16 protein-coding genes are annotated in these 20,602 nt (G+C 74.9%); 5 read left to right on the forward strand and 11 right to left on the reverse strand.

From position 1 onward, the window contains the following. Nucleotides 1-84 precede the first annotated feature (84 nt). Entirely contained in the window at nt 85-2,013 is a 1,929-nt protein-coding gene (locus tag ACVV2G_RS22220; RefSeq protein WP_453844498.1) for a hypothetical protein, read from the reverse strand. Between the two features lie 201 nt (nt 2,014-2,214). Further along, nucleotides 2,215-3,600, reverse strand: coding sequence for an NsdA family TPR-like regulatory protein (locus tag ACVV2G_RS22225; protein WP_453844499.1), 1,386 nt, complete (start codon nt 3,598-3,600; stop codon nt 2,215-2,217). Nucleotides 3,601-3,947: 347 nt separating this feature from the next. Here ACVV2G_RS22225 and ACVV2G_RS22230 point away from each other — a divergent pair, with 347 nt between their 5' ends. The 3 genes from ACVV2G_RS22230 to ACVV2G_RS22240 all read left to right on the forward strand — a co-directional run bounded on the left by ACVV2G_RS22230 (nt 3,948) and on the right by ACVV2G_RS22240 (nt 7,121). Further along, the gene (locus ACVV2G_RS22230; protein ID WP_453844500.1) at nt 3,948-4,601 is read left to right on the forward strand and encodes a bifunctional DNA primase/polymerase; all 654 of its coding nucleotides are present in this window, start codon (nt 3,948-3,950) and stop codon (nt 4,599-4,601) included. A gap of 91 nt (nt 4,602-4,692) precedes the next feature. Next, nucleotides 4,693-5,469 carry an ABC transporter ATP-binding protein gene (locus ACVV2G_RS22235; RefSeq protein ID WP_453844501.1) on the forward strand — a complete coding sequence of 259 codons (777 nt, stop codon included), beginning with the start codon at nt 4,693-4,695 and terminating at the stop codon, nt 5,467-5,469. Then, the gene (locus tag ACVV2G_RS22240; RefSeq protein WP_453844502.1) at nt 5,466-7,121 is read left to right on the forward strand and encodes a transporter; all 1,656 of its coding nucleotides are present in this window, start codon (nt 5,466-5,468) and stop codon (nt 7,119-7,121) included. Before ACVV2G_RS22235 ends, ACVV2G_RS22240 begins: the two co-directional genes overlap by 4 nt. 87 nt (nt 7,122-7,208) lie before the next feature. Here the strand turns inward: ACVV2G_RS22240 and ACVV2G_RS22245 are convergent, their stop codons facing one another. Continuing rightward, nucleotides 7,209-8,195: an alpha/beta fold hydrolase gene (locus ACVV2G_RS22245; protein ID WP_453844503.1), complete on the reverse strand. Its 987-nt coding sequence runs from the start codon at nt 8,193-8,195 to the stop codon at nt 7,209-7,211. A gap of 587 nt (nt 8,196-8,782) precedes the next feature. Next, nucleotides 8,783-9,475: an iron-dependent transcriptional repressor DtxR gene (locus tag ACVV2G_RS22250; protein ID WP_453844504.1), complete on the reverse strand. Its 693-nt coding sequence runs from the start codon at nt 9,473-9,475 to the stop codon at nt 8,783-8,785. Nucleotides 9,476-9,698: 223 nt separating this feature from the next. On the opposite strand from ACVV2G_RS22250, the gene ACVV2G_RS22255 reads away from it, so the two are divergent. Continuing rightward, the gene (locus ACVV2G_RS22255) at nt 9,699-10,454 is read left to right on the forward strand and encodes an SIS domain-containing protein (protein WP_453844505.1); all 756 of its coding nucleotides are present in this window, start codon (nt 9,699-9,701) and stop codon (nt 10,452-10,454) included. A 59-nt stretch (nt 10,455-10,513) separates the two neighbouring features. Here ACVV2G_RS22255 and ACVV2G_RS22260 read toward each other — a convergent pair whose 3' ends face one another. Together ACVV2G_RS22260 and ACVV2G_RS22265 are read right to left on the reverse strand one after the other, a co-directional pair. Beyond that, the gene (locus ACVV2G_RS22260; RefSeq protein WP_453844506.1) at nt 10,514-11,920 is read right to left on the reverse strand and encodes a PAS domain-containing protein; all 1,407 of its coding nucleotides are present in this window, start codon (nt 11,918-11,920) and stop codon (nt 10,514-10,516) included. Nucleotides 11,921-12,390: 470 nt separating this feature from the next. Further along, on the reverse strand, nt 12,391-13,491 hold the full coding sequence (locus tag ACVV2G_RS22265) for a citrate synthase 2 (RefSeq protein WP_453844602.1): 1,101 nt from the start codon (nt 13,489-13,491) through the stop codon (nt 12,391-12,393). 304 nt (nt 13,492-13,795) lie between these two features. Between ACVV2G_RS22265 and pdxH the strand changes: the two genes are divergently transcribed. After that, on the forward strand, nt 13,796-14,425 hold the full coding sequence (pdxH, locus tag ACVV2G_RS22270) for a pyridoxamine 5'-phosphate oxidase (protein ID WP_453844603.1): 630 nt from the start codon (nt 13,796-13,798) through the stop codon (nt 14,423-14,425). Here the strand turns inward: pdxH and ACVV2G_RS22275 are convergent. The 5 genes from ACVV2G_RS22275 to ACVV2G_RS22295 form a co-directional block, all read right to left on the reverse strand. Beyond that, nucleotides 14,415-15,062, reverse strand: a complete 648-nt coding sequence (locus ACVV2G_RS22275; RefSeq protein ID WP_453844507.1) for a TetR/AcrR family transcriptional regulator — start codon at nt 15,060-15,062, stop codon at nt 14,415-14,417. The genes pdxH and ACVV2G_RS22275 overlap by 11 nt on opposite strands. After that, complete coding sequence (locus tag ACVV2G_RS22280; RefSeq protein ID WP_453844508.1) at nt 15,050-15,784, reverse strand: enoyl-CoA hydratase family protein; 735 nt, start codon at nt 15,782-15,784, stop codon at nt 15,050-15,052. Before ACVV2G_RS22280 ends, ACVV2G_RS22275 begins: the two co-directional genes overlap by 13 nt. Then, nucleotides 15,781-17,349 (reverse strand): 4-coumarate--CoA ligase family protein, encoded by a 1,569-nt coding sequence (locus ACVV2G_RS22285; protein ID WP_453844509.1) that lies wholly within the window; start codon nt 17,347-17,349, stop codon nt 15,781-15,783. Before ACVV2G_RS22285 ends, ACVV2G_RS22280 begins: the two co-directional genes overlap by 4 nt. Before the next feature lie 17 nt (nt 17,350-17,366). After that, nucleotides 17,367-18,497, reverse strand: coding sequence for an acyl-CoA dehydrogenase family protein (locus ACVV2G_RS22290; protein WP_453844510.1), 1,131 nt, complete (start codon nt 18,495-18,497; stop codon nt 17,367-17,369). Between the two features lie 194 nt (nt 18,498-18,691). Then, nucleotides 18,692-20,536, reverse strand: coding sequence for an acetyl/propionyl/methylcrotonyl-CoA carboxylase subunit alpha (locus ACVV2G_RS22295; protein ID WP_453844604.1), 1,845 nt, complete (start codon nt 20,534-20,536; stop codon nt 18,692-18,694). Nucleotides 20,537-20,602: the final 66 nt, after the last annotated feature.

The following is a 20,602-nucleotide window of genomic DNA, read 5'->3' on the forward strand; positions in this document are numbered from 1 at the left end:
CCGGCACGTGCCCCGGCCCGGGGCGCGGGCCGGGGCGCGGGCCCGGACCGGGTGCTGCGCCCCGGGGGCGCGGGCCCGGGACCGTCACAGTTGGGTCGGCCGGCGTTCCGTCAGGCCGTACTGCTTGGCGATGGCGTTCCAGAGCTTGGCGGCCTTGGCCTTCTCCTTGCTCGCCGTGCCGCTCGCCTGGTTGCCGGCGTCCGGGTTCGCGCGGGGCTTGCCCTTCTTGCAGCCGTTCTTGCCGGCCGTCCGGTCGGCCCAGGCCGCGTAGTGGTTGTCGGCCGAGGCCGAGGCCTGCCACGCCTTGGTGAGGGCGGTGGTCAGTTCGGTGTGCCGGGGCAGCTTGTCCACGGACAGCTCGGAGAGGCTGGTGACCAGGCCGGTGCGCTGCTTGGCGGCCTCGCGCAGATCCTCGGCCGCCTGGGACAGGTTGTCGCAGGACTTCACGTCGTCCACGGCGTTGATCACCGTGGACCGGCTGTCGCCGCTGTCGGCCAGCAGCCGGTCCAGCTCGACGGCCTGCTGCCGGACCGGGTCGACGGACGGCGACGCGGAGGCCGACGCGGACTCGGAGACCGGGGCCGTGGCGGACACGGTCCGGTTGCCGTCGTCGTCCTCCTCGCCGCCCCCGCCGGCCATCATCGCGCCGGCGCCGACGCCGACGACGGCGATGCCGACGCCCACGGCCGCCAGGAGCGGCAGACGCGAACCGGTCCGCCCGCCGCGGCCGCCCCGGCCGCCGCCGTTCTCGTTCCCGCGCCGCCTGCCGCCGCCACCGCCCGGCCCCTGCGGAGCGTGCCCGGACCGGCCGCCGGGCAGCGGCGGCTGCGGCTCGTCGAAGCGGGGCAGCTGCTGGGTGGCCGAGGCGGGGCCCTCGGCGCCCGGCGCGCTGCGGAAGAGGTTGTCGAACTCGGCGGGCGGCTGCCGCCCCTCGTCACCGCCGTGCACCGTCCCGTAGGGGTCGGGCGCGGGGCCGCCGGGCACCGGCGCGATGAACTGCGTGGCCTCGGCGTCGGGGTGCGGAGCGGGCGCGGCGGGGGCGGGCTGGTGCCCGGCCCCGGCCTGCTGCGGGTAGTGCGGTGCGTGGCCGAGGTACTGCGCCGACTCGGCGTGCGCCTGGGCGGGGCGGCCGTGCCGGCCGTGCGCCTGGGCGTCGGGGCCGTACGGGGAGTGCTGTCCGTACGTCTGGCCCGCAGGGTCGTGCTGGGAGTGCTGCCCGTACGTCTGACCCGCAGGGTCGTGCTGGGAGTGCTGCCCGTACGTCTGACCCGTGGGACCGTGCGGGGCGTGTGTCGGCGCGGGGCTCTCCGGAGGCAGCGCCCCCGGCCCCACGGGGGGTATGTACTGCGTCGCGCCCTCGTCCCCGGGTGCCCCGACCGGCGGCAGGAACTGGGTGAGGCCCTCGTCGGCCGACGGCAGCGGTGCGAACGGCTGCGGCGCGGACGCGTGCGGCACGGGCGCCTGATCCTGCCGCCCGTAGGAGAACTGCGCGCCGTGGGCCTGGCCACCGGCCGGTTCCCCGTACGCCGCGGCCCCACCGTCCGCCGGTCCGCCGTACGCCGCGGCCCCACCGTCCGCCGGTCCGCCGTAGGTCCCCGGGGCCCGGCCGCCGGAGGGCTCGCCGTACCCCGGGGCCTGCGCGCCCTCCGGAGGCAGCGGGCCGGGGCCCGCCTGGGACGGCAGGCTGCCGGGCGACTGGACCGGACCCTGCGCGGGCCAGGTGTGCGAGGCGGACGGCTGGGCGGTCTCCGGCGGGCCGGCCCCCCAGGGCTGGTCGCCGGACGGCGTGGACCAGCCCTGTTCCGGAGCCGGGCTCTGCTGCTGCTCGGGGCCCCACGGCCGGTCCCAGGCCTGTCCGCCGGGCGGCGCCGAGGGGGGCACGGGCCGGCCGGCCTGACCGGCGCCGGCGCCTGCCCGGCCCGGCAGCAGCGGCTCGCCACCGTCCGAGGGCAGCACGATGCCTTCGCGCGCGGGCCGCGCCGAGGGCTCCTCGCCCTGTCCACTCTGCGTCACCGGGACTCCTACGAATGGGGGACCTTCGGAATCGTCGGCTCACGCTACCGGGTCCCCGGAACCCCCTGCCACGCCGCACGGGGCGTGGACTCCTTCCCTGTGACAGCAGTAACAAAACCGGTACGCGGCACGCTGTTCACGGCACTTCCCGCCCACCGTGCCGCCGTTTCCCGCCCGTTCACCCGCGCGCGGCCCCGGCGTTCACGCCGCCGCCTGGAGGTCGAGCCGCGCCCCGAACTCCCGTACCACCGCCTCCTCCCGGTACGGCTCCAGCCGCGCCTGGAAGTCGTCCAGGTACTCGGAGCCCCGGTTCGAGCGCAGTGTCTCCAGGAGTTCCACGGCCTTCGTCGCGGTGGTGCAGGCCTGTTCGATCTCGCGCTGCTGCACCTGCGCCGTGGCCAGCAGCACGTGTCCGATGGCCCGCCTGCGCGCCCGCGACTCGGGGTGCCCGTCCAGGGACTGCCGGGCGTACCGCGCCGCGGCGTCGGCCTGCCCGAGGTCACGGTGGCAGTGCGCCAACTCGTCGGCGAGGTAGGCCTCGTCGAAGTGCGCGATCCACACGGGGTCGTCCCCGGAGGCGGCGTCGGCCGCGTCCAGTGCGGCCACCGCCCGCCCGGCCGCCGTGTGGGCCGCCCGTACGTCGCCGAGGAGCGCGTGGCCGCGGGCCTCGGCCGCGTGGAACATCGCCTCCGCGCGCGGCGTCACCCGCCCGCGTGCGCCCTCCTGCGCCGCGCGCGCCAACTGCGCGATCTCCCGCGGGTTGCCGAGCTGTGCGGCCAGGTGGCTCATGGACGCGGCGAGGACGTACCCGCCGTACCCCCGGTCGCCGGCCGCCTGCGCGAGCCGCAGGGACTGGATGTAGTACCGCTGGGCGAGCCCCGGTTGCCCGGTGTCGACGGCCATGTACCCGGCGAGTTCGGTCAGTCGGGCCACCGAGGCGAACAGCTCCCGTCCGACCGACTCCCGGTAGGAGCCCGCGAGCAGACCGGAGACGACGCTGTTCAGGTAGTGCACGACCACCGGGCGCACGTGCCCGCTGCCGTACTGGTGGTCCAGCTCCACCAGCGCCTGCGTCATCGCCCGCACGGCCGCCACGTCGGAGGGCCCCACCCGCGGCCCGGCCGAGCGCGACACCTGGGAGTCGGGGGCGGAGATCAGCCAGTCCCGGCTGGGTTCGACGAGCGCGGAGGCGGCCACGGAGGACCCGGACAGGAAGTCCCGGCGCCCGACGTCGCTGCGCCACAGCTCGCAGACCTGCTCGATGGCCCCCGGTACCGTCGGCGAGAACTGGAGGCCGACGCCGGACGCCAGGTTCTTGCCGTTGGCCATGCCGATCTCGTCGATCGTGACCGTGCGGCCGAGCTTGCGTCCGAGCGCCTCGGCGATGATCGCCGGCGCCCTGCCGCGCGGTTGCTGCCCGCGCAGCCAACGGGCCACGGAGGTCTTGTCGTACCGCAGGTCGAGCCCGTGCTCGACCCCGCACACGTTGACCCGGCGGGCGAGGCCCGCGTTCGAGCAGCCCGCTTCCTGAATGAGCGCCTGCAGTCGTTCGTTCGGCTGCCGCGCGACGAGCGGCCTTGCGGCCATGACGTAACCCCCATGCGGTCTCATGCGGTCTCGGTGCTGTCCCGGCGGACGAAGGAATCCGGCCGTGAAGATCAATGCCCCGTCGATGTGCCGACAATGCGAGACGTGCGAAGCTTGCGAGGATTGCCGGGGTACGGCCGCTGCCGGCCCCAGACGTGGCTACCCAGCTCGCCCGGCGAATCCCCTGCGCGCCCCCACGCATGCACCCATGCGCCCGGCCACGGCATCGGTGCTCCTCCCCCGCGCAGAGGCGTGGGCACGGCCCCGGAGGGCTCGCGCCGGGAGGGTGGCGCCGGGAGACGGGCGGGCGCCCGTAACCCGGCGTGGGCACGGGAGTTGAGTTCCACGTGGAAGAGACCATCCCGGGCACCGAAGCCGCTCAGATCCCGCAGCAGCGCGGCGCGTCGCTGCTGGAGACCGCCGTACGCTACGCCGAGGAGCGCCACTGGGACGTGTTCCCCGGCACCTGGCTGGAAGCCGCCGACGGGGTGCAGCGCTGCTCCTGCGGGGACCCGGCGTGCGCCGCCCCGGGCGCGCACCCGGCGCACGAGGACTGGGCGGCCCAGGCGACGGGCAGCGCGACCGTCGCCCGCCGGATGTGGCAGAAGCAGCCCACCGCGTCGGTCCTGCTGCCCACGGGGCGGACGTTCGACGCGATCGACGTGCCCGAGACCGCGGGGTTCCTGGCCCTCGCCCGGATGGAGCGGATGGAGCTGACGCTCGGTCCGGTGACGCTCGCGCCGGACCGGCGGATGCGGTTCCTCGTCCTCCCCGGGGCCGCGGCGAAGGTCCCGGACCTCGTACGGCGGCTGGGGTGGTCGCCGCCGTCCCTCGATCTGAAGGCACTGGGGGAAGGGGCGTACGTGGCCGCGCCGCCCACGCGGTACGGGACGCGGGGGGCCGTGCAGTGGGCGTGCCGGCCCACGCCGGCGAACCGGTGGCTGCCGGATGTGGAGGAGCTGGTCTCGCCGCTGGCGTACGCGTGCGGCAGGGACCGCTAGGAATCCGCGGCGCGGAGCCGCACGTCCGCACCGGCCCGTGCCCCTCCGGCCCGTTTCTCCCCCCGTAGGGTGCAGGTCGACGGAGGGAGACGTGGTGAGCACAAGCGCCGTACGGATACAGGGGCTCTGGAAACGGTTCGGGCAGCAGGTCGCCGTGGGCGGAATCGACCTGGAGCTGCCCGCGGGCAGGTTCATCGGGCTCGTCGGGCCGAACGGGGCCGGGAAGACGACCACCCTCTCCATGGTGACCGGGCTGCTCAGGCCGGACCAGGGATCGGTCGAGGTCGTCGGGCACGACGTGTGGCGCGACCCGGTCGAGGTGAAGGCCAGGATCGGGGTGCTGCCCGAGGGACTGCGGCTGTTCGAGCGGCTGTCGGGGCGGGAACTGCTCGGCTACACCGGCCGGTTGCGCGGGCTCCCCGGTGCCGAGGTCGACAAACGGGCCACGCAGCTCCTGGACGTGCTCGACCTGGCCGGAGCCCAGCACAAGCTGGTCGTCGACTACTCGACCGGCATGCGCAAGAAGATCGGGCTCGCGTCCGCGCTGCTGCACAATCCCGAAGTGCTCTTCCTGGACGAGCCGTTCGAGGGCGTCGACCCGGTGTCGGCCCAGACGATCCGGGGGGTGCTGGAGCGCTACACCGCCTCCGGCGCCACCGTCGTCTTCTCCTCCCACGTCATGGAGCTGGTGGAGTCGCTCTGCGACTGGGTGGCGGTCATGGCCGCGGGCCGCATCCGCGCCACCGGCACCCTCGCGGACGTGCGCGGCGAGGCGGCCTCCCTGCAGCAGGCGTTCCTCGAACTCGTCGGCGCCGGGGCCCGGGACACCGGGTCCCACCTGGACTGGCTGGGCGGCGGGTCCCGGTGAACGCGCACGGCACCCCGGTCGGCTCCGGCACCCCCGCCGGCCCCGGCACCCCCGCCGGCTCCGGCACTTCCGTCACCTCCGTCACCTCCGTCTTCGTGCGGCTGAAGCTGTCCCTGCTGCGCAACGGGTTGCGGCAGTCCGGCGGGCGGCGGGCCGCGTACATCGCCTCGGTCGTCGTCGTCCTGCTCTTCGCCGCGCTCCAGCTGATCGGTCTGATCGCGCTGCGCGGGCACGCGCACGTGGACGCGCTGGTCATCCTGCTGGCGGCGGTGCTGGGCCTCGGCTGGGCGGTGATGCCGCTGTTCTTCCCCGGCGGCGACGAGACCCTCGACACCACCCGGCTGGTGATGCTGCCGCTGCGGCCCCGCCCGCTGATCCGGGCCCTGCTCACCGCCTCGCTGGTGGGCATCGGACCGCTGTTCACGCTGTGCATGTTCGCCGGTTCCGTGGTCGCGGTCGCGCACGGCGGGGCGGCGTACGCCGTCGGTGTCGTCGGTGCCGTGCTCGCGCTGCTGGTGTGCGTGACGCTCGCGCGGACGGTCGCCGCCGCCAACGTGCGGCTGCTGACCAGCCGCCGGGGCCGCGATCTGGCAGTGCTGAGCGGGCTGGTCATCGCGGTCGGGGCGCAGCTCGTCAACTTCGGCGTGCAGCGGCTCGGCTCGTCGGGGCTGGAGCAGCTCGGCCCGGCGGCCGACGTACTGCGCTGGGTGCCGCCGGCATCGGCGATCGGTGCGATGGACGCGGCGGGCGACGGGGCGTACGGCGTCGCACTCGCCCAGCTGGCGCTGACCGCGGCGGCCCTGGTGCTGCTGCTGCGGGTCTGGTCCCGCCACCTGACGCGGCTGATGACCACGCCCGACGGCTCCACCCTCCGGAGCGACACCCGGCCGGTACGCGAACGCGGCTCCTCGGGGCTCGCCCGGCTGCTCCCCGCGGGCCGCACCGGCACCACCATGGAGCGCACCCTGCGGTACGTGTGGCGCGACCCCAAGACCAAGGCGGCGTGGGTGACGTCGCTGGCCATCGGTCTGATCGTGCCGGTCTTCAACGCCTGGCAGGGCACCGGTTCGGTCTACTTCGCATGCTTCGCCGCCGGGATGCTCGGCATCCAGATGTACAACCAGTTCGGCCAGGACACGTCCGCGTTCTGGATGGTCGCGATGACGATCTCGTCGACCAGGGACGCCCACGTCGAGCTGCGGGCCCGCGCGCTGGCCCTGCTGCTGATCACCCTGCCGTACGCCACCCTCGTCACCGTCCTGACCACGGCGATGCTCGGCGACTGGCGGACGCTGCCCGAGGCGCTGGGCCTGTCCTTCGCGCTGCTCGGCGCGATGCTGGCGACCGGGGCGTGGACCTCGGCGCGCTTCCCGTACTCCATCCCGCAGGAGGGGTACAAGAACGTCGCCCCCGGCCAGGTCGGACTGGCCTGGATTTCGATCTTCGGCGGCATGGTCGGCGCGGCCCTGCTGTGCGCGCCGGTGATCGCGCTGACGATCTGGCTGAACGTGCGCGAGGGCGGCGGTGGCTGGCTGCTGCTGCCGGTGGGCACGGTGTACGGCGCCGCGCTGTCCCTGCTCGGCCTCCGCCTGGCCGCGCCGCGCACGGCGGGACGGCTGCCGGAGATCCTCACGGCGGTCAGCAAGGGGTGACCCGCGCCGCGGGGGGCGCGCGGCGGACCCGGACCGGGGCGCGGTGCCCGGAGGGCTGTCCCACGGCCGGGTGGGCCGGGGCCCCGGTCAGGGGTCCATGAGTGTGTCCAGGAAGGGTTCGATGGCCGCCCGCCACGCCTCCGGCTGGTCGTAGTGGACGAGGTGGCCGGCGTCGGCGACCTCCGCGTACTGGCCGCGCGGCAGCACGCGGACCATCTCCTGCGCCTCCGCGCGGCCCAGCTCCCCGTCGAGGCCGCGCACGACCAGGGCCGGGCAGCGCACCTGGGCCAGTTCCTCCCAGTGGGCGTCGTAGACCCATGTCTCACGGGACCTGAGCATCTGCTCCGGCTCGAACACGGGCCGCCAGCCGTCCGGGGACTCGGCCATCACCTCGGCGTAGAACTCGCCCCGGGCCGGGTTCGGCCGCTCCACCCACGGGTCGTCCTCGCCGAACCACTTGCGTACGTCGGCGAGCGTGGCGAAGGGGACCGGCCAGGCGCGGAACCACTCGGTCCAGGTGTGCTGCGAGGCGGCGCCGAGCGCCGAGGCCCGCATGTCGCAGATGATCAGTCCGCGGACCAGGTCGGGACGTTTGGCGGCGAGCTGCCAGGCGGTCAGCGCGCCCATGGCGTGGCCGATGAGGACGGCCGGACCGAGGCCCAGCTGCTCCAGGGCGGCCTCGACGTCCTCGACGTAGGCCTCCCGGGTGTAGGCCGCTCGCGGGGGCTTGTCGCTGCGGCCGTGGCCGCGCTGGTCGAGGGCGACGGCCCGGTGGCGGGCGGAGAGCCAGCGGGCGGTGGGGGCCCAGTGCGAGGCGCGGCCCATCAGGCCGTGGAGCAGCAGCACGCCCGGCAGGTCACCGGACCCGTGGGCGGAGGGCGGGGAGGGCCGGTCCGCCCCGGCGCTCCCGCCCTGGCCGGTGCCGCCGCGGCCTCCGCCGGCGGAGGCCGGGCCACCGGAGGCCAGGTCGCCGGGGGCCGGGTCGTGCGCCCGGTCGGTCTTGGGTGGGTCTCCGAACTCCCAGGCCGCGAGGCGTACGCCGCCCGCGCCGGTCACGTCGATGCGCCGCGCCATCAGGTCCTGGCACCCCCAAGCTCCACTCGGACCACTCGCCCCAGCCGGGCCGGCCGGTCCCGTGCACTGTGTCCTGCCTGTCGTACCTGTCCTACCTGTCGTGCCTGTGCTGCTCGCCGAGGGCGCCGTCGTGTGCCCGGTCCTCCGGCGCTCGCAGCGTATCGAATACCCATTCGAAGAGGCCGCATCGGTGGGCAACACCCCTCATTCGAGTGACACCCCTCGGGGATTGATCGCCGCGGCCGAGGGGAGATCTTCAACGGGAGGCGGACCGCTCGGGGAAAACGGTCCGAAGGGGATTGACCCTGAGAGCTCGGGGCTCCGGGTCAGCACCGGGGAGGACAGGCCCCGGCGCCACACGGCGCCGGGGCCCTCTCCGTCTCTCCGTCATGGTCCTCCCCCTCTCCGGCCGGGTGACCTCGCCGTCGGGCCGCGGCCGGGAGCCCTCACGTCATATGCCCGACGTCCCAGCCTCGCACGCGACGCGTCCGGGCGCTGCGCTTCGGCTCACCGGGCCGCGGAATCGGCGGGATCGCGCTCCCCGGGGCACCGCTCCCCCGCCCGTCGGGAAGCCGGCCGGCCCGCTCTCAGCGCTTGGCGACGAACACGTGCGAGGCGATCTCCGTCTCCAGCTCCGCCGCCTCGCCGCCGCTGCCCACCAGCACACCGCCCGCCGACTCCGTCACGCTCACCACCGAGCCGGGCTGCACACCCGCCCGGCGCAGCGTGTACATCAGCTGCGCGTCCGTCTGGATCGGCTCGCCGATGCGGCGCACGACGACCGTCTTGCCCTCCGGGCCCGGGTCCAGGTCGGCGAGCGACACCATGCCCTCGTCGAGGAACGGGTGGGCGCCGTCCGTCTCACCCAGCTCCTCCAGGCCCGGAATCGGGTTGCCGTACGGCGACTCGGTGGGGTGGCGCAGCAGCTCCAGCACGCGGCGCTCGACGGCCTCGCTCATCACGTGCTCCCAGCGACAGGCCTCGGCGTGCACCTGCTCCCACTCCAGGCCGATCACGTCGACGAGCAGGCACTCCGCGAGCCGGTGCTTGCGCATCACCCGGGTGGCCAGCCGGCGGCCCTCGTCGGTCAGCTCCAGGTGCCGGTCGGCGGCCACGGACACCAGACCGTCGCGCTCCATCCGCGCGACCGTCTGGCTGACCGTCGGGCCGCTCTGGTCGAGCCGCTCGGCGATCCGGGCGCGCATCGGGACCACACCTTCCTCCTCCAGCTCGAGGATGGTGCGGAGATACATCTCCGTGGTGTCGATCAGTCCGGACATACGTGCCCCTTGATGAGATTGCCGGAGGCTACGGCCCACCGGCGCGTGCGCTGGCCCTGGACTCAATTCTGACGCATACCACCGACAAGCGTGCCCCGGCGCGGAAAGCCGGGCTCCGCGGGGCCCGGAGCGCCACGCAGACGCCGTGCGGACGCCGTATTGACACCGCACTGGTCCAGACCGCACGGTGATCCGCGACGCAGCCACACCGAAGGGGTCCCGCATGAGCGACCGCAAGCCGGCCGGCCTGTTCATCGACGCCGCGATCGACCTCCTGCGGCGCGTCCGCGACGAGGAGGCCGAGGCCATCGAGGCGGCCGGCACGCTGCTCGCCGACACCGTGCAGAGCGGCGGCCGGCTCTTCGCCTTCGGCGCCGGTCACTCCTCCCTCGCCGCCCAGGACGTCGTCTACCGCGCCGGCGGGCTCGCCCTGATGAACCTGCTCGCCGTGCCCGGCGTCGTCGGCGTGGACGTCATGCCGGCCACGCTCGGCTCCGCCCTGGAGCGGGTCGACGGCCTCGCGGGCGCGGTGCTGGACGCCTCGCCGCTGCGCGCGGGCGACGCCCTGGTGATCATCTCCCTGTCCGGGCGCAACGCCCTCCCCGTGGAGATGGCCGTGAACGCCCGGGCGCTCGGCGTGCGGGTCATCGGCGTGACCTCGGTGGCGTACGCCGCCGAGACCAGGTCGCGGCACCTCTCCGGCACCTTCCTCAAGGACCACTGCGACATCGTGCTGGACTCCAAGATCGCCGTCGGGGACGCGGAGCTGACGCTCGACACCGTCCCCGCCCCCTTCGCCCCCGCCTCCACGGTCGTCACCAGCGCGCTCGTGCAGGCGATGACGGCCACGGCGGCCGCCGCCCTCGCCGACCGGGGCGTCGAACCGCCCCTGCTGCGCTCCGGCAACGTGGACGGCGGCCACGAGTGGAACGGGCGCGTCCTGGAGCAGTACCGGGACCGGATCTTCTACCGCCGCTGACCCGGCGGCCCGCCCACCGGCCCGGCCGCCGGTCACGGCCGCCGGCTGCACGGTGTCCGCTACCGCGGCTCCACCGCACCGGCCAGATCCAGTGCCGTCGCGATGCGCACCGCCACGTCCTCGGCGTACATCGCGTCGGACCGCTCGAACGCGCTGCGCCCCGCGCCCCGCAGGAAGGTCACGACGCCCAGCGTCCGGCCCCGGCTGCGCAGCACCGCGCACAGGCCGTGCACCGTGTCCGCCGGCCACTGCCGGGCCGTGGCCCACTCGCGCACCCGCTCGGCCGGCACCGCCCGGACGCCAGCACTGGCCCGCACCGAGCCCGCCCGCTCCACGCACTGCACCGCCGGATGGCCCTCGCCGTAGCGCACCGGCATCCCGGTCGTCCCGGCCGGCACGCTCGGTCCCGGCGCCCCGGAGGGCGTGGCCGCGACCCGGACCAGCCGGACGGGCCCCGCCGCCTCGGTGCCGGGCTCGGTGACCCCGCCCGCGATCCGGTCGATCAGGGCGTGGTCGGCGAAACCGGCGAGCGCGAAGTCCAGGTGCACGACCGCCGCCTCCGCGGGGTCCTCGCACTCGGCCGCCGCCCGCGCCGCGCGGTGCAGCTGGTTGGCGCGGAAGCGCAGCAGCGCCGCCTCCTGCTCGGCCTGCCTGCCCTCGGTGACGTCCTGGAACAGCCAGCCGACACCGAGCGGCACCGGCTCCTCCGCCAGCGGCGACGCCAGCCGCACGAACCCGCTGCGCCAGCACCGGCGCCGCTCGCCCTCCGGGGTGCGCACGCTCACCCAGACCTCGGCGGGCGTGGGCGGCGCGCCCTCCGCCAGCACGTGCGTCAGCGCGCTCTCCAGCTCCTCGACGCCCTGGGCGAGCAGATCGCCCAGCGGCCGGCCCAGTACGGACGACCGCCCCGCGCCCAGGGCGCGTGCCGCGTGGGCGTTCACGACGGCGGGCCGCAGATCGACGTCCACCAGGACGACGCCCCAGCCCGCGTCCTCCAGCAGCGCCTCGCTCAGCGCGATGGAACGCTCCAGGTCGATCTGCGTGTGCACCTCGCTGAACGCGCAGTACACCCCCGCGGGCCGGCCGTCGGGGCCGCGTACGGCCGCGGACTGGGTGCGCACCAGCACCCGCCCGCCGTCCTTGGTCAGCAGTGCGAACTCGTGCACCTGCCGGCCCGGCGCCCCCATCGCGGACAGCAGCCGCTCCTCGACCTCCCCGGCGTCCGCCCGGCGCACGGCCCACCCGGCGAAGCCCTGCCGCCCCACGGCCTCGGCCGCGCTCCAGCCCAGGATCCGCTCCGCCTCGCGGTTCCAGTGGGTGACGACCCCGTCCGCGTCGAAGGCGCACAGGGCCGCGTCCATGCCGTCGAGCAGCGCGGCCAGCAGGTCCGCGCCGTCCCGCTCGGGCTGTCCCGGCTCCTCCGGACCCAGCTCGTCGGTGGTCCCACTACGCCGCGAAGCACTCACCCGGACCCCCCTGCAGGCTGCGTCCGCCGTACGGCACGTCGGTTCGCTCACTGGCCTTCATTCAACTCGAACGTGATGCAGCACACAGCGAGTTCCCACAAGATTGCGGAAATCGTTGCACTGCGGAAACCGGCATACGCCCCCGTCATGCGGGGTGGGCGGCCGGCCGCCGGACCATCCGTGGCCCGGAAAAAGGGATTGCCCGGTGGCCGACCGGTTTCCTAGGGTGGGCGGTACACGAGAAGGGAGGTGGTTCGGCAGATGTATGCATACCGGACGCGTGAGGTGGCTGCGGGCTAGCGGCCCGTCACCACACCGAGTGCGGTGCCGGACCAGCGCGTGAGAGACGCGTGCAGCCGGCCCAATCCCGAGCAGTCACCCGACCCGCGAGTCGCCGGTACGTCCGGCCGGCTCCTCTCCGGAGGAACCCGACTCGCGGGTCGCCTGCGTTCCACCGCGCTTCGCGGGGGTCAGTCCGCGATGCCGGCGTGGCCCTCGATCTCGCGCGGGCCGCGGGGCCCCGGGCCGACGTAGCGGGCCGAGGGGCGGACCAGGCGGCCGGTGCGTTTCTGTTCGAGGATGTGGGCCGACCAGCCGGCCGTGCGGGCGCAGGTGAACATCGAGGTGAACATGTGGGCCGGGACCTCGGCGAAGTCCAGCATGATGGCGGCCCAGAACTCGACGTTGGTGGCCAGGACCCGGTCGGGGCGGCGGGCGTGCAGTTCGGCCAGGGCGGCCTTCTCCAGGGCCTCGGCGACCTCGAAGCGGGGGGCGCCCAGTTCGCGGGCGGTGCGGCGCAGGACGCGGGCGCGGGGGTCCTCGGCGCGGTAGACGCGGTGGCCGAAGCCCATGAGGCGCTCGCCGGCGTCGAGGGTCTTCCTGACGTAGGCCTCGGCGTCCCCGGTGCGTTCGATCTCCTCGATCATGTGCAGGACGCGGGAGGGGGCGCCGCCGTGCAGCGGGCCGGACATGGCGCCCACGGCGCCGGAGAGGGCCGCGGCCACGTCGGCGCCGGTGGAGGCGATGACGCGGGCGGTGAAGGTGGAGGCGTTCATGCCGTGCTCGGCGGCGGAGGTCCAGTAGGCGTCGACCGCGGCGACGTGCCTCGGGTCGGGTTCGCCGCGCCAGCGGATCATGAAGCGCTCGACGACGGACTGCGCCTGGTCGATCTCGCGCTGCGGGACCATGGGCAGCCCCTGCCCGCGGGCGGACTGGGCGACGTAGGACAGGGCCATGACGGCGGCGCGGGCCAGGTCGGCGCGGGCCTGCTCGGCGCCGATGTCCAGGAGGGGCCTGAGGCCCCAGACGGGGGCGAGCATGGCGAGCGCGGACTGCACGTCGACGCGGATGTCGCCGGAGTGGACCGGGATCGGGAAGGGCTCCGCGGGCGGCAGGCCGGGGTCGAAGGCGCCGTCGACGAGCAGGCCCCAGACGTTGCCGAAGGAGACGTGCCCGACGAGGTCCTCGATGTCCACGCCGCGGTAGCGCAGGGCACCGCCCTCCTTGTCGGGTTCGGCGATCTCCGTCTCGAACGCGACGACTCCCTCGAGCCCGGGTACGAAGTCGGACATCAGCGGCTCCTCGTGATCGTGGTGGGTGGCGACCGGTGCGGAGGCGGTGCGGACGCCCCGTGGACCCGCCGGGTCCGTCGGATCCACGGTCGTGTCCTCGACTCGCGGTCCTGGCGGTCACCCCTGTGACACCCCGTACGGCCGACGGTCGTCCGACCGGTTCGGGAGCAAGCACGATATCCCCGAGTGCCACGCTTGGGGAGGGGGTGCGGCACTCAGTGCCACTCAGTGACCGGGAACACCACCGATACGGCAGGATGGCGCCGTGACCGACCGCGACGACGCGCCCCTGGATCTCCCCTCGATGCGCACGCAGTACCGGGCCGCCGGGCTCGACGAGACCGACCTCGCCGCCACGCCCGTCGAGCAGTTCGCGCACTGGTTCCGGCAGGCCGCCACGGAGGGCCGCCTGTTCGAACCGAACGCCGTGGTCGTCTCCACGGCGGACGCCCGGGGGCGGCCCAGCTCCCGCACGGTGCTGCTGAAGCACTTCGACGAGCGGGGCTTCGTCTTCTACACCAACTACACCTCCCGCAAGGCGCGCGAACTGGCGGAGAACCCGCACGTCTCGCTGCTGTTCCCCTGGCACCCGATGGCCCGCCAGGTGATCGTCACGGGCGTCGCGGAGCGTACCGGCCGGGACGAGACCGCCGCGTACTTCCGGACCCGGCCGTACGGCTCCCAGCTGGGCGCCTGGGCCAGCGCCCAGTCCTCCGTGGTGGCCGGGCGCGACGCCCTGGACGCCGGGTACGCCGAGCTGGCCGCGCGCCACCCGCGGGGCGAGCCGGTGCCGGTGCCGCCGCACTGGGGCGGGTTCCGGGTGGTGCCGCGGGCGGTGGAGTTCTGGCAGGGGCGGGAGAACCGCCTGCACGACCGGCTGCGGTACGTGGCGCGGGACGACGGGGGCTGGCAGGTGGAGCGGCTCAGTCCGTGAGCGGGCGGCCTCGCTCCAGCGTCCCGTCCAGCAGGCGCGCCCACTGCTCGACGACCCGTTCCCGGCGGGCCGCGTCGTCGGTGAGGAGGTTGGCGAGGCCGAGGCCGCGGGCCATGTCGAGGAGGCCCTGGACGGTCTCGCGGGCGCCGGGGCGCCGCTCGTCGACGCCGAGGAGGTCGACGGCGATGCGGTGGGACTCGCGGCCGACCCGGGCCTCCAGCTCGGTCACCCGGTCGCGCAGCTGCTCCTCGTTGGAGGCGGCCACCCACAGGTGCAGGGCGGCACGGAACAGCGGGCCGGTGTAGAGACCGACCAGGGCCGACACGACCGCCCGACGGTCGTCGGCCGCCGCGCCCTCGGGGAAGAGGGCGCGCAGGGCGAGGGAGCGTTCCTCGGCGACGTACTCCACGGCGGCCGTGAAGAGGTCCTCGCGGGTGGGGAAGTGGTGCTGGGCGGCGCCACGGGAGACACCGGCGCGTTCGGCCACGACGGAGACCGTGGAGCCCGCCCATCCGTGTTCGGCGAGGCAGGCCACGGCGGCTTCGAGGAGCCGTCGCCGGGTGGCCCGGCTGCGGTCCTGCTTGGGAACGCGCTCCGCGCGCTCGGCCGTGCCCACGGCACCGCTCACACCACCCATTCCGGATCCCGTCGTTCGAGGAAGGCCGTCATCCCCTCGCGGGCCTGCGGGGAGGCGAACAGCCGGGCCGAGAGCGCGGTCAGGTGGGCCGCGTCCCGGTCGAAGGCCTCCAGCACCCTAGCCGTGAGCAGCCGTTTCGTCTCGGCCAGGCCCTGCGGTGAGGCGCGGCGCACACCGTCCAGGACCGGTTCCAGTACGGCGTCCACGTCGTCGCCCGCCGCTGTGACCAGGCCGATCCGGGCGGCCTCGGCGGCGTCGAAGCGCTCGCCGGTGAGGCAGTGGCGGGCCAGGGCGCGGGGGTCGGTGCGGGGCAGCAGGGGCAGGGAGACGACGGCGGGGGCCACGCCGATGCGGACCTCGGTGAAGGCGAACGTCGACGCGGTGGAGGCGCCCGCGATGTCGCAGGCGGCGAGCAGACCGAGGCCGCCCGCGCGGACGTGCCCGGCGACCCGGGCGACGACGGGTTTGGGCAGCTCCACGATCTGCCGGAGCAGGGCGACCAGCGCGTCGGGGTCGGGCGGGTCGCGCAGGTCGGCGCCGGCGCTGAAGGTGGTGCCGGTGTGGGTGAGGACGACGGCGCGGACCCCGGTGTCCTCCCCCGCGTCGGCGAGGGCGGCGGCGAGGCCGGTGACGAGGGCCGCCGACAGGGCGTTGCGGTTGTGCGGGGAGTCGAGGACGAGGGTCTGGACGCCGCGTTCGCGGGTGCGGCCGACCGGCGTCACCGGTCGCCCCGCAGTTCCCGGCGGAGGATCTTGCCGCTGGCGGACCTGGGCACGCCGTCGGCGAAGGTGACCCGGCGGACGCGCTTGTGGGGGGCGACGCGTGCGGCGACGTAGGTCATGATCTCGGCCTCCGAGAGGCCGGGTGCGGTCGGGCGGCGCACCACGTGGGCGTGCGGCACCTCGTTGCCGTCGTCGTCGTAGGTGCCGACGACGGCCGCGTCGGCGACGCCGGGGTGGGTGAGCAGGAGGGCTTCGAGTTCGGCGGGGGCCACCTGGAAGCCCTTGTACTTGATCAGCTCCTTGACGCGGTCGACGACGAACAGCCAGCCCCCGGCGTCGACGTGGCCGACGTCCCCGGTGTGCAGCCAGCCGGACGCGTCGATCAGGGCGGCGGTGGCGTCGGGGCGGCCGAGGTAGCCCTTCATGACCTGCGGTCCCCGGATGAGGATCTCCCCGCGTTCGCCGGCTCCGAGGTCCCTGCCGGGGTCGTCGAGGGCGACGATGCGCATCTCGGTGCCGGCGATGAGCCGGCCGACGGTTCCGGGGGGCGCGACGTCCATGGCGTCCAGGGGGACGACGTGGGTGCCCGGGGACAGTTCGGTCATGCCGTACGCCTGGCCGACGGGCGGCAGGCCGAGCCGCCGCGAACAGGCGGTGGCGAGGTCCGCGTCCAGGGGGGCGGCGGCGCTGACGACGTACTTCAGGGACGAGAGGTCGTAGTCGGCGACCAGGGGGTGCTTGGCGAGGGCGAGGACGATCGGCGGGGCGACGTACAGGCCGGTGATGCGGTGGTCCTGGATGGCCGCGAGGAACTGCCCCAGGTCGAAGCGGGGCAGGACGACGACCGTGGCGCCGAGCCGCAGGGGGGCGTTCATGAGGGCCGTCAGACCGTAGATGTGGAAGAACGGCAGCACGGCCAGGATGCGGTCGCCCGGCGCGGCCGGCATCGCCGGTTCGAGCTGGGCGAGGTTGGTGGCGATCTGCCGGTGGGTGAGCATCACGCCCTTGGGGGTGCCGGTGGTGCCCGAGGAGTACGGCAGCGCGGCGACGTCCTCGGCGGGGTCGATGGCGGCCTCGGGTTCGGGTGCGGTCGAGGCCAGCATGGCGATGAGCGAGCGGTGGCCGGGCGCGCTGTCGCACACGAAGATCTCCTGGACGCCGCCCGCGAGCGCGGCGGCCCGGCGGGCGGTCTCCAGCAGGGGGGAGACGGTGACGATCCAGCGGGCCCGCGCGTCGCCCAGCTGCCCCGCGAACTCCTCGGCCGTGGCGAGCGGGTGCGCGGTGGTGACCGAGGCGCCCGCGCGGGTGGCGGCGTAGAAGGCGAGCGGGAAGGCGACCGTGTTGGGGCTGTGCAGGGCGAGGACGTCGCCCTTGCGTACGCCGGCCTCGGCGAGGGCGGCGGCGACGCGCCGGTGGAACCGGTCCACCTGCTCGTAGGTGAGGGTGGTGCCGTCGGTGCCGTCGATCAGCGCCGGGGCGTTGCCGAAGGCGGCGGCGCGGCCGAGGACGGCATCGTGGATGGGCAGGTCGACGGGCGGGACGTCGGCGTACTCGCTGCGGAACACGGTTCCTCCAGTGCGGGCTAGTACGACTTGGGCAGGCCCAGGGTCTGGTGGGAGACGTAGTTGAGGATCATCTCCCTGCTCACCGGCGCGATGCGGGCCACCCGCGCCGCCGTTATCAGCGGGGCGAGCCCGTACTCGCGGGTGAGGCCGTTGCCGCCGAGGGTGTGCACGGCCTGGTCGACGGCCTTCACGCAGGCCTCCCCGGCCGCGTACTTGGCCATGTTGGCGGCCTCGCCGGCACCGAGGTCGTCACCGGCGTCGTACAGGTGGGCCGCCTTCTGCATCATCAGGCGGGCCAGTTCGAGGTCGATGTGGGCCTGGGCGAGAGGGTGGGCGATGGCCTGGTGGGCGCCGATCGGGGTCTTCCAGACGGTGCGTTCGCGGGCGTAGTCGAGGGCGCGGGAGAGTGCGTGGCGGCCCATGCCGATGCCGAAGGCGGCGGTCATGACGCGTTCGGGGTTGAGGCCGGCGAAGAGCTGGAGGAGGCCGGCGTCCTCGTCCCCGACGAGGGCCTCGGCGGGCAGCCGCACGTCGTCCAGGGTCAGTTCGAACTGCTTCTCCTCGGCGTGCAGTTCCATGTCGATCCGCCGGCGCTCGAAGCCGGGGGTGTCGCGGGGGACGATGAACAGGCAGGGCTTGAGCCGGCCGGTGCGGGCGTCCTCCGTGCGGCCGACGATCAGGGTGGCGTCGGCGATGTCGACGCCGCTGATGAAGACCTTGCGTCCGGTGAGCAGCCAGTCGGTGCCGTCGCGGCGGGCGGTGGTGGTGATGCGGTGGCTGTTGGAACCGGCGTCGGGTTCGGTGATGCCGAAGGCCATCAGGCGGCTGCCGTCGGCCAGCGCGGGGAGCCACTCCCGCTTCTGGGCCTCGGTGCCGAAGCGGGCGATGACGGTGCCGCAGATCGCCGGGGAGACGATCATCATGAGCAGGGGGTTGCCCGCGGCGCCCATCTCCTCCAGCACGAGGGAGAGTTCGGTGATGCCGCCGCCGCCCCCGCCGTAGGCCTCCGGCAGGTTGACGCCGATGTAGCCGAGCTTGGCGGCGTCCTGCCAGAACTGCCTGTTGCCGGTGCCGGAGCGGCCCTTCGCGAAGGCGGCTACCGCCGTGCGGAGGGACCTGTGCTCGTCGGACTCGATGAGGGCGGTCACTGTGGCTCCTTCGGGTGCGGGTGGTGGGTGGTGGCTCGCGCTCGCGCGGTGCGGCGGGGTTTCCGTGCGGTCCTCGCTCGCGCGGTGCGGCGGCGTTTCCGTGCGGTCCGTGCGGTCCTCGCTCGCGTGGTGCGGCGGGGTTTCCGTGCGGTCGGTGCTCGCGCGGCGCTGCGGCGTATCCGCGCGGTCCGCTCCTAGGTGCCGCGGACCACCGCCAGCAGGGAGCCCACCGCGACCTGTTGTCCCGCGGCGGCGTGCAGGTCCGTGAGGGTCCCCGTGACCGGGGCGGTGATCCGGTGTTCCATCTTCATGGCCTCCAGCCAGAGCAGGGGCTGGCCCGCCTCGACGGGTGAGCCTTCCGCGAGGCCCTCCGCGAGGCGGACGACCGTGCCCGGCATCGGGGCGAGCAGCGAACCCGGGGCGTGCTGGGCGGTGGGGTCGGGGAAGCGGGGCAGGGCGGTGAGCGCGGTGGCGTTCACGTGGACGCGGTCGCCGTGGCGGGCGACGTCGTAGCGGCGCCGTACGCCGTCGGCCTCCAGGACGACCAGGCGGGCGTCGGCGTGCACCACGCGCACGCCGTCGGCGGCGAGGCCGGTGCGGGTGTGGTGGTAGCGGACCTCGTGCTCCTCGCCGGCCAGGGCGTACCGCTTGAGCTGGGGCTGCGAGGGCAGGTTGCGCCAGCCGCCGAAGCGGCCCGCGCGGGCGCTCGCGTCGGCGAGGGCGGCGGCCAGGGGGGCGAGGGGGTCCGGGGCGGGTGACGTCAGGCCGTCCAGGTGGCGGTCGTAGAAGCCGGTGTCCATGCGGCCCGAGGTGAACTCCTCGTGGCGCAGGGAGCGGACGAGCAGGTCCCGGTTGGTGACCGGGCCGTGGATCACCGCCCGTTCCAGGGCCCCGGCGAGCCGGCGGACGGCCTCCGCGCGGGTGGGGGCGTGGGCGACGAGCTTGGCGAGCATCGGGTCGTAGTGGACGCCGATGTCGTCGCCGTCGGTGTAGCCGGTGTCCAGGCGGACGCCGTCCGGGACGGCGAGCCGGTGCAGGCGTCCGGTCTGCGGGGCCCAGCCGTTCGCCGGGTCCTCGGCGTACAGGCGGGCCTCCACGGCGTGGCCGCGCGCGGGGGGCGGGGCGTCGCCGAGGGCGTGGCCCTCGGCGACGCGGAGCTGGAGGGCGACCAGGTCGACGCCGTACACCGCCTCGGTCACCGGGTGCTCCACCTGGAGGCGGGTGTTCATCTCCAGGAAGTGCGCCCTGCCGTCCGCGACGAGGAACTCGACGGTCCCGGCGCCGACGTAGTCGACGGCGCGGGCGGCGCGTGAGGCCAGGGTGCGCAGTTCGTCCGTCAGCTCCTCGGGCAGGCCGGGTGCCGGGGCCTCCTCGATCACCTTCTGGTGGCGGCGCTGCAGGGAGCAGTCGCGGGTGCCGAGCACCCACACCGTGCCGTGGGTGTCGGCGAGGATCTGCACCTCGACGTGGCGGCCGTCCTCGACGTACGGCTCGACGAACACCTCGCCGTCGCCGAAGGCACTCGCCGCCTCCGCGCGCGCGGCGGTCAGCGCGGCGCCGAGGTCCGCGAGGCGCCGTACGACGCGCATGCCGCGTCCGCCGCCGCCGGCCGCCGCCTTCACCAGCACCGGCAGGTCGGCCTCGGTGACCTCGTCCAGGGGCGCGACGCCCATCAGGTGCTTGGCGCGGGTCTTGGACGCCATCGCCTCGATCGCCTCCGGCGGCGGCCCGATCCAGGTCAGGCCCGCGTCGGCGACGGCCCGCGCGAAGCCGGCGTTCTCGGACAGGAAGCCGTAGCCGGGGTGCACGGCGTCGGCGCCGGCGGCGATCGCGGCCCGCACGATCAGGTCGCCGCGCAGATACGTGTCGGCGGGGGCGGCGCCCGGCAGCCGTACCGCCGCGTCGGCCACGCGCGCGTGCAGGGCGTTCTCGTCGGCGTCCGAGTACACGGCGACCGTCCGGATGCCCGACTCGCGGCAGGTGCGGAAGATCCGGCGGGCGATCTCGCCCCGGTTGGCGACGAGGACGGTGCCGATCACGGTGTTCGGCCGGCCGGTCGCGGGGGGTCTCTCGTCGGTCGCGGGGTGTGCCTCGCCGGTCGCGGG

This window comes from Streptomyces sp. JK94, from assembly GCF_053613315.1.

Excerpts from the sequence above, each read along its gene's own strand:
- ACVV2G_RS22225 (WP_453844499.1), bottom strand. The coding sequence starts at position 3,600 with ATGGCCGCAAGGCCGCTCGTCGCGCGGCAGCCGAACGAACGACTGCAG.
- ACVV2G_RS22245 (WP_453844503.1), bottom strand. The coding sequence starts at position 8,195 with ATGGCGCGGCGCATCGACGTGACCGGCGCGGGCGGCGTACGCCTCGCG.
- ACVV2G_RS22250 (WP_453844504.1), bottom strand. The coding sequence starts at position 9,475 with ATGTCCGGACTGATCGACACCACGGAGATGTATCTCCGCACCATCCTC.
- ACVV2G_RS22255 (WP_453844505.1), top strand. The coding sequence starts at position 9,699 with ATGAGCGACCGCAAGCCGGCCGGCCTGTTCATCGACGCCGCGATCGAC.
- ACVV2G_RS22265 (WP_453844602.1), bottom strand. The coding sequence starts at position 13,491 with ATGTCCGACTTCGTACCCGGGCTCGAGGGAGTCGTCGCGTTCGAGACG.
- pdxH (WP_453844603.1), top strand. The coding sequence starts at position 13,796 with ATGCGCACGCAGTACCGGGCCGCCGGGCTCGACGAGACCGACCTCGCC.
- ACVV2G_RS22275 (WP_453844507.1), bottom strand. The coding sequence starts at position 15,062 with ATGGGTGGTGTGAGCGGTGCCGTGGGCACGGCCGAGCGCGCGGAGCGC.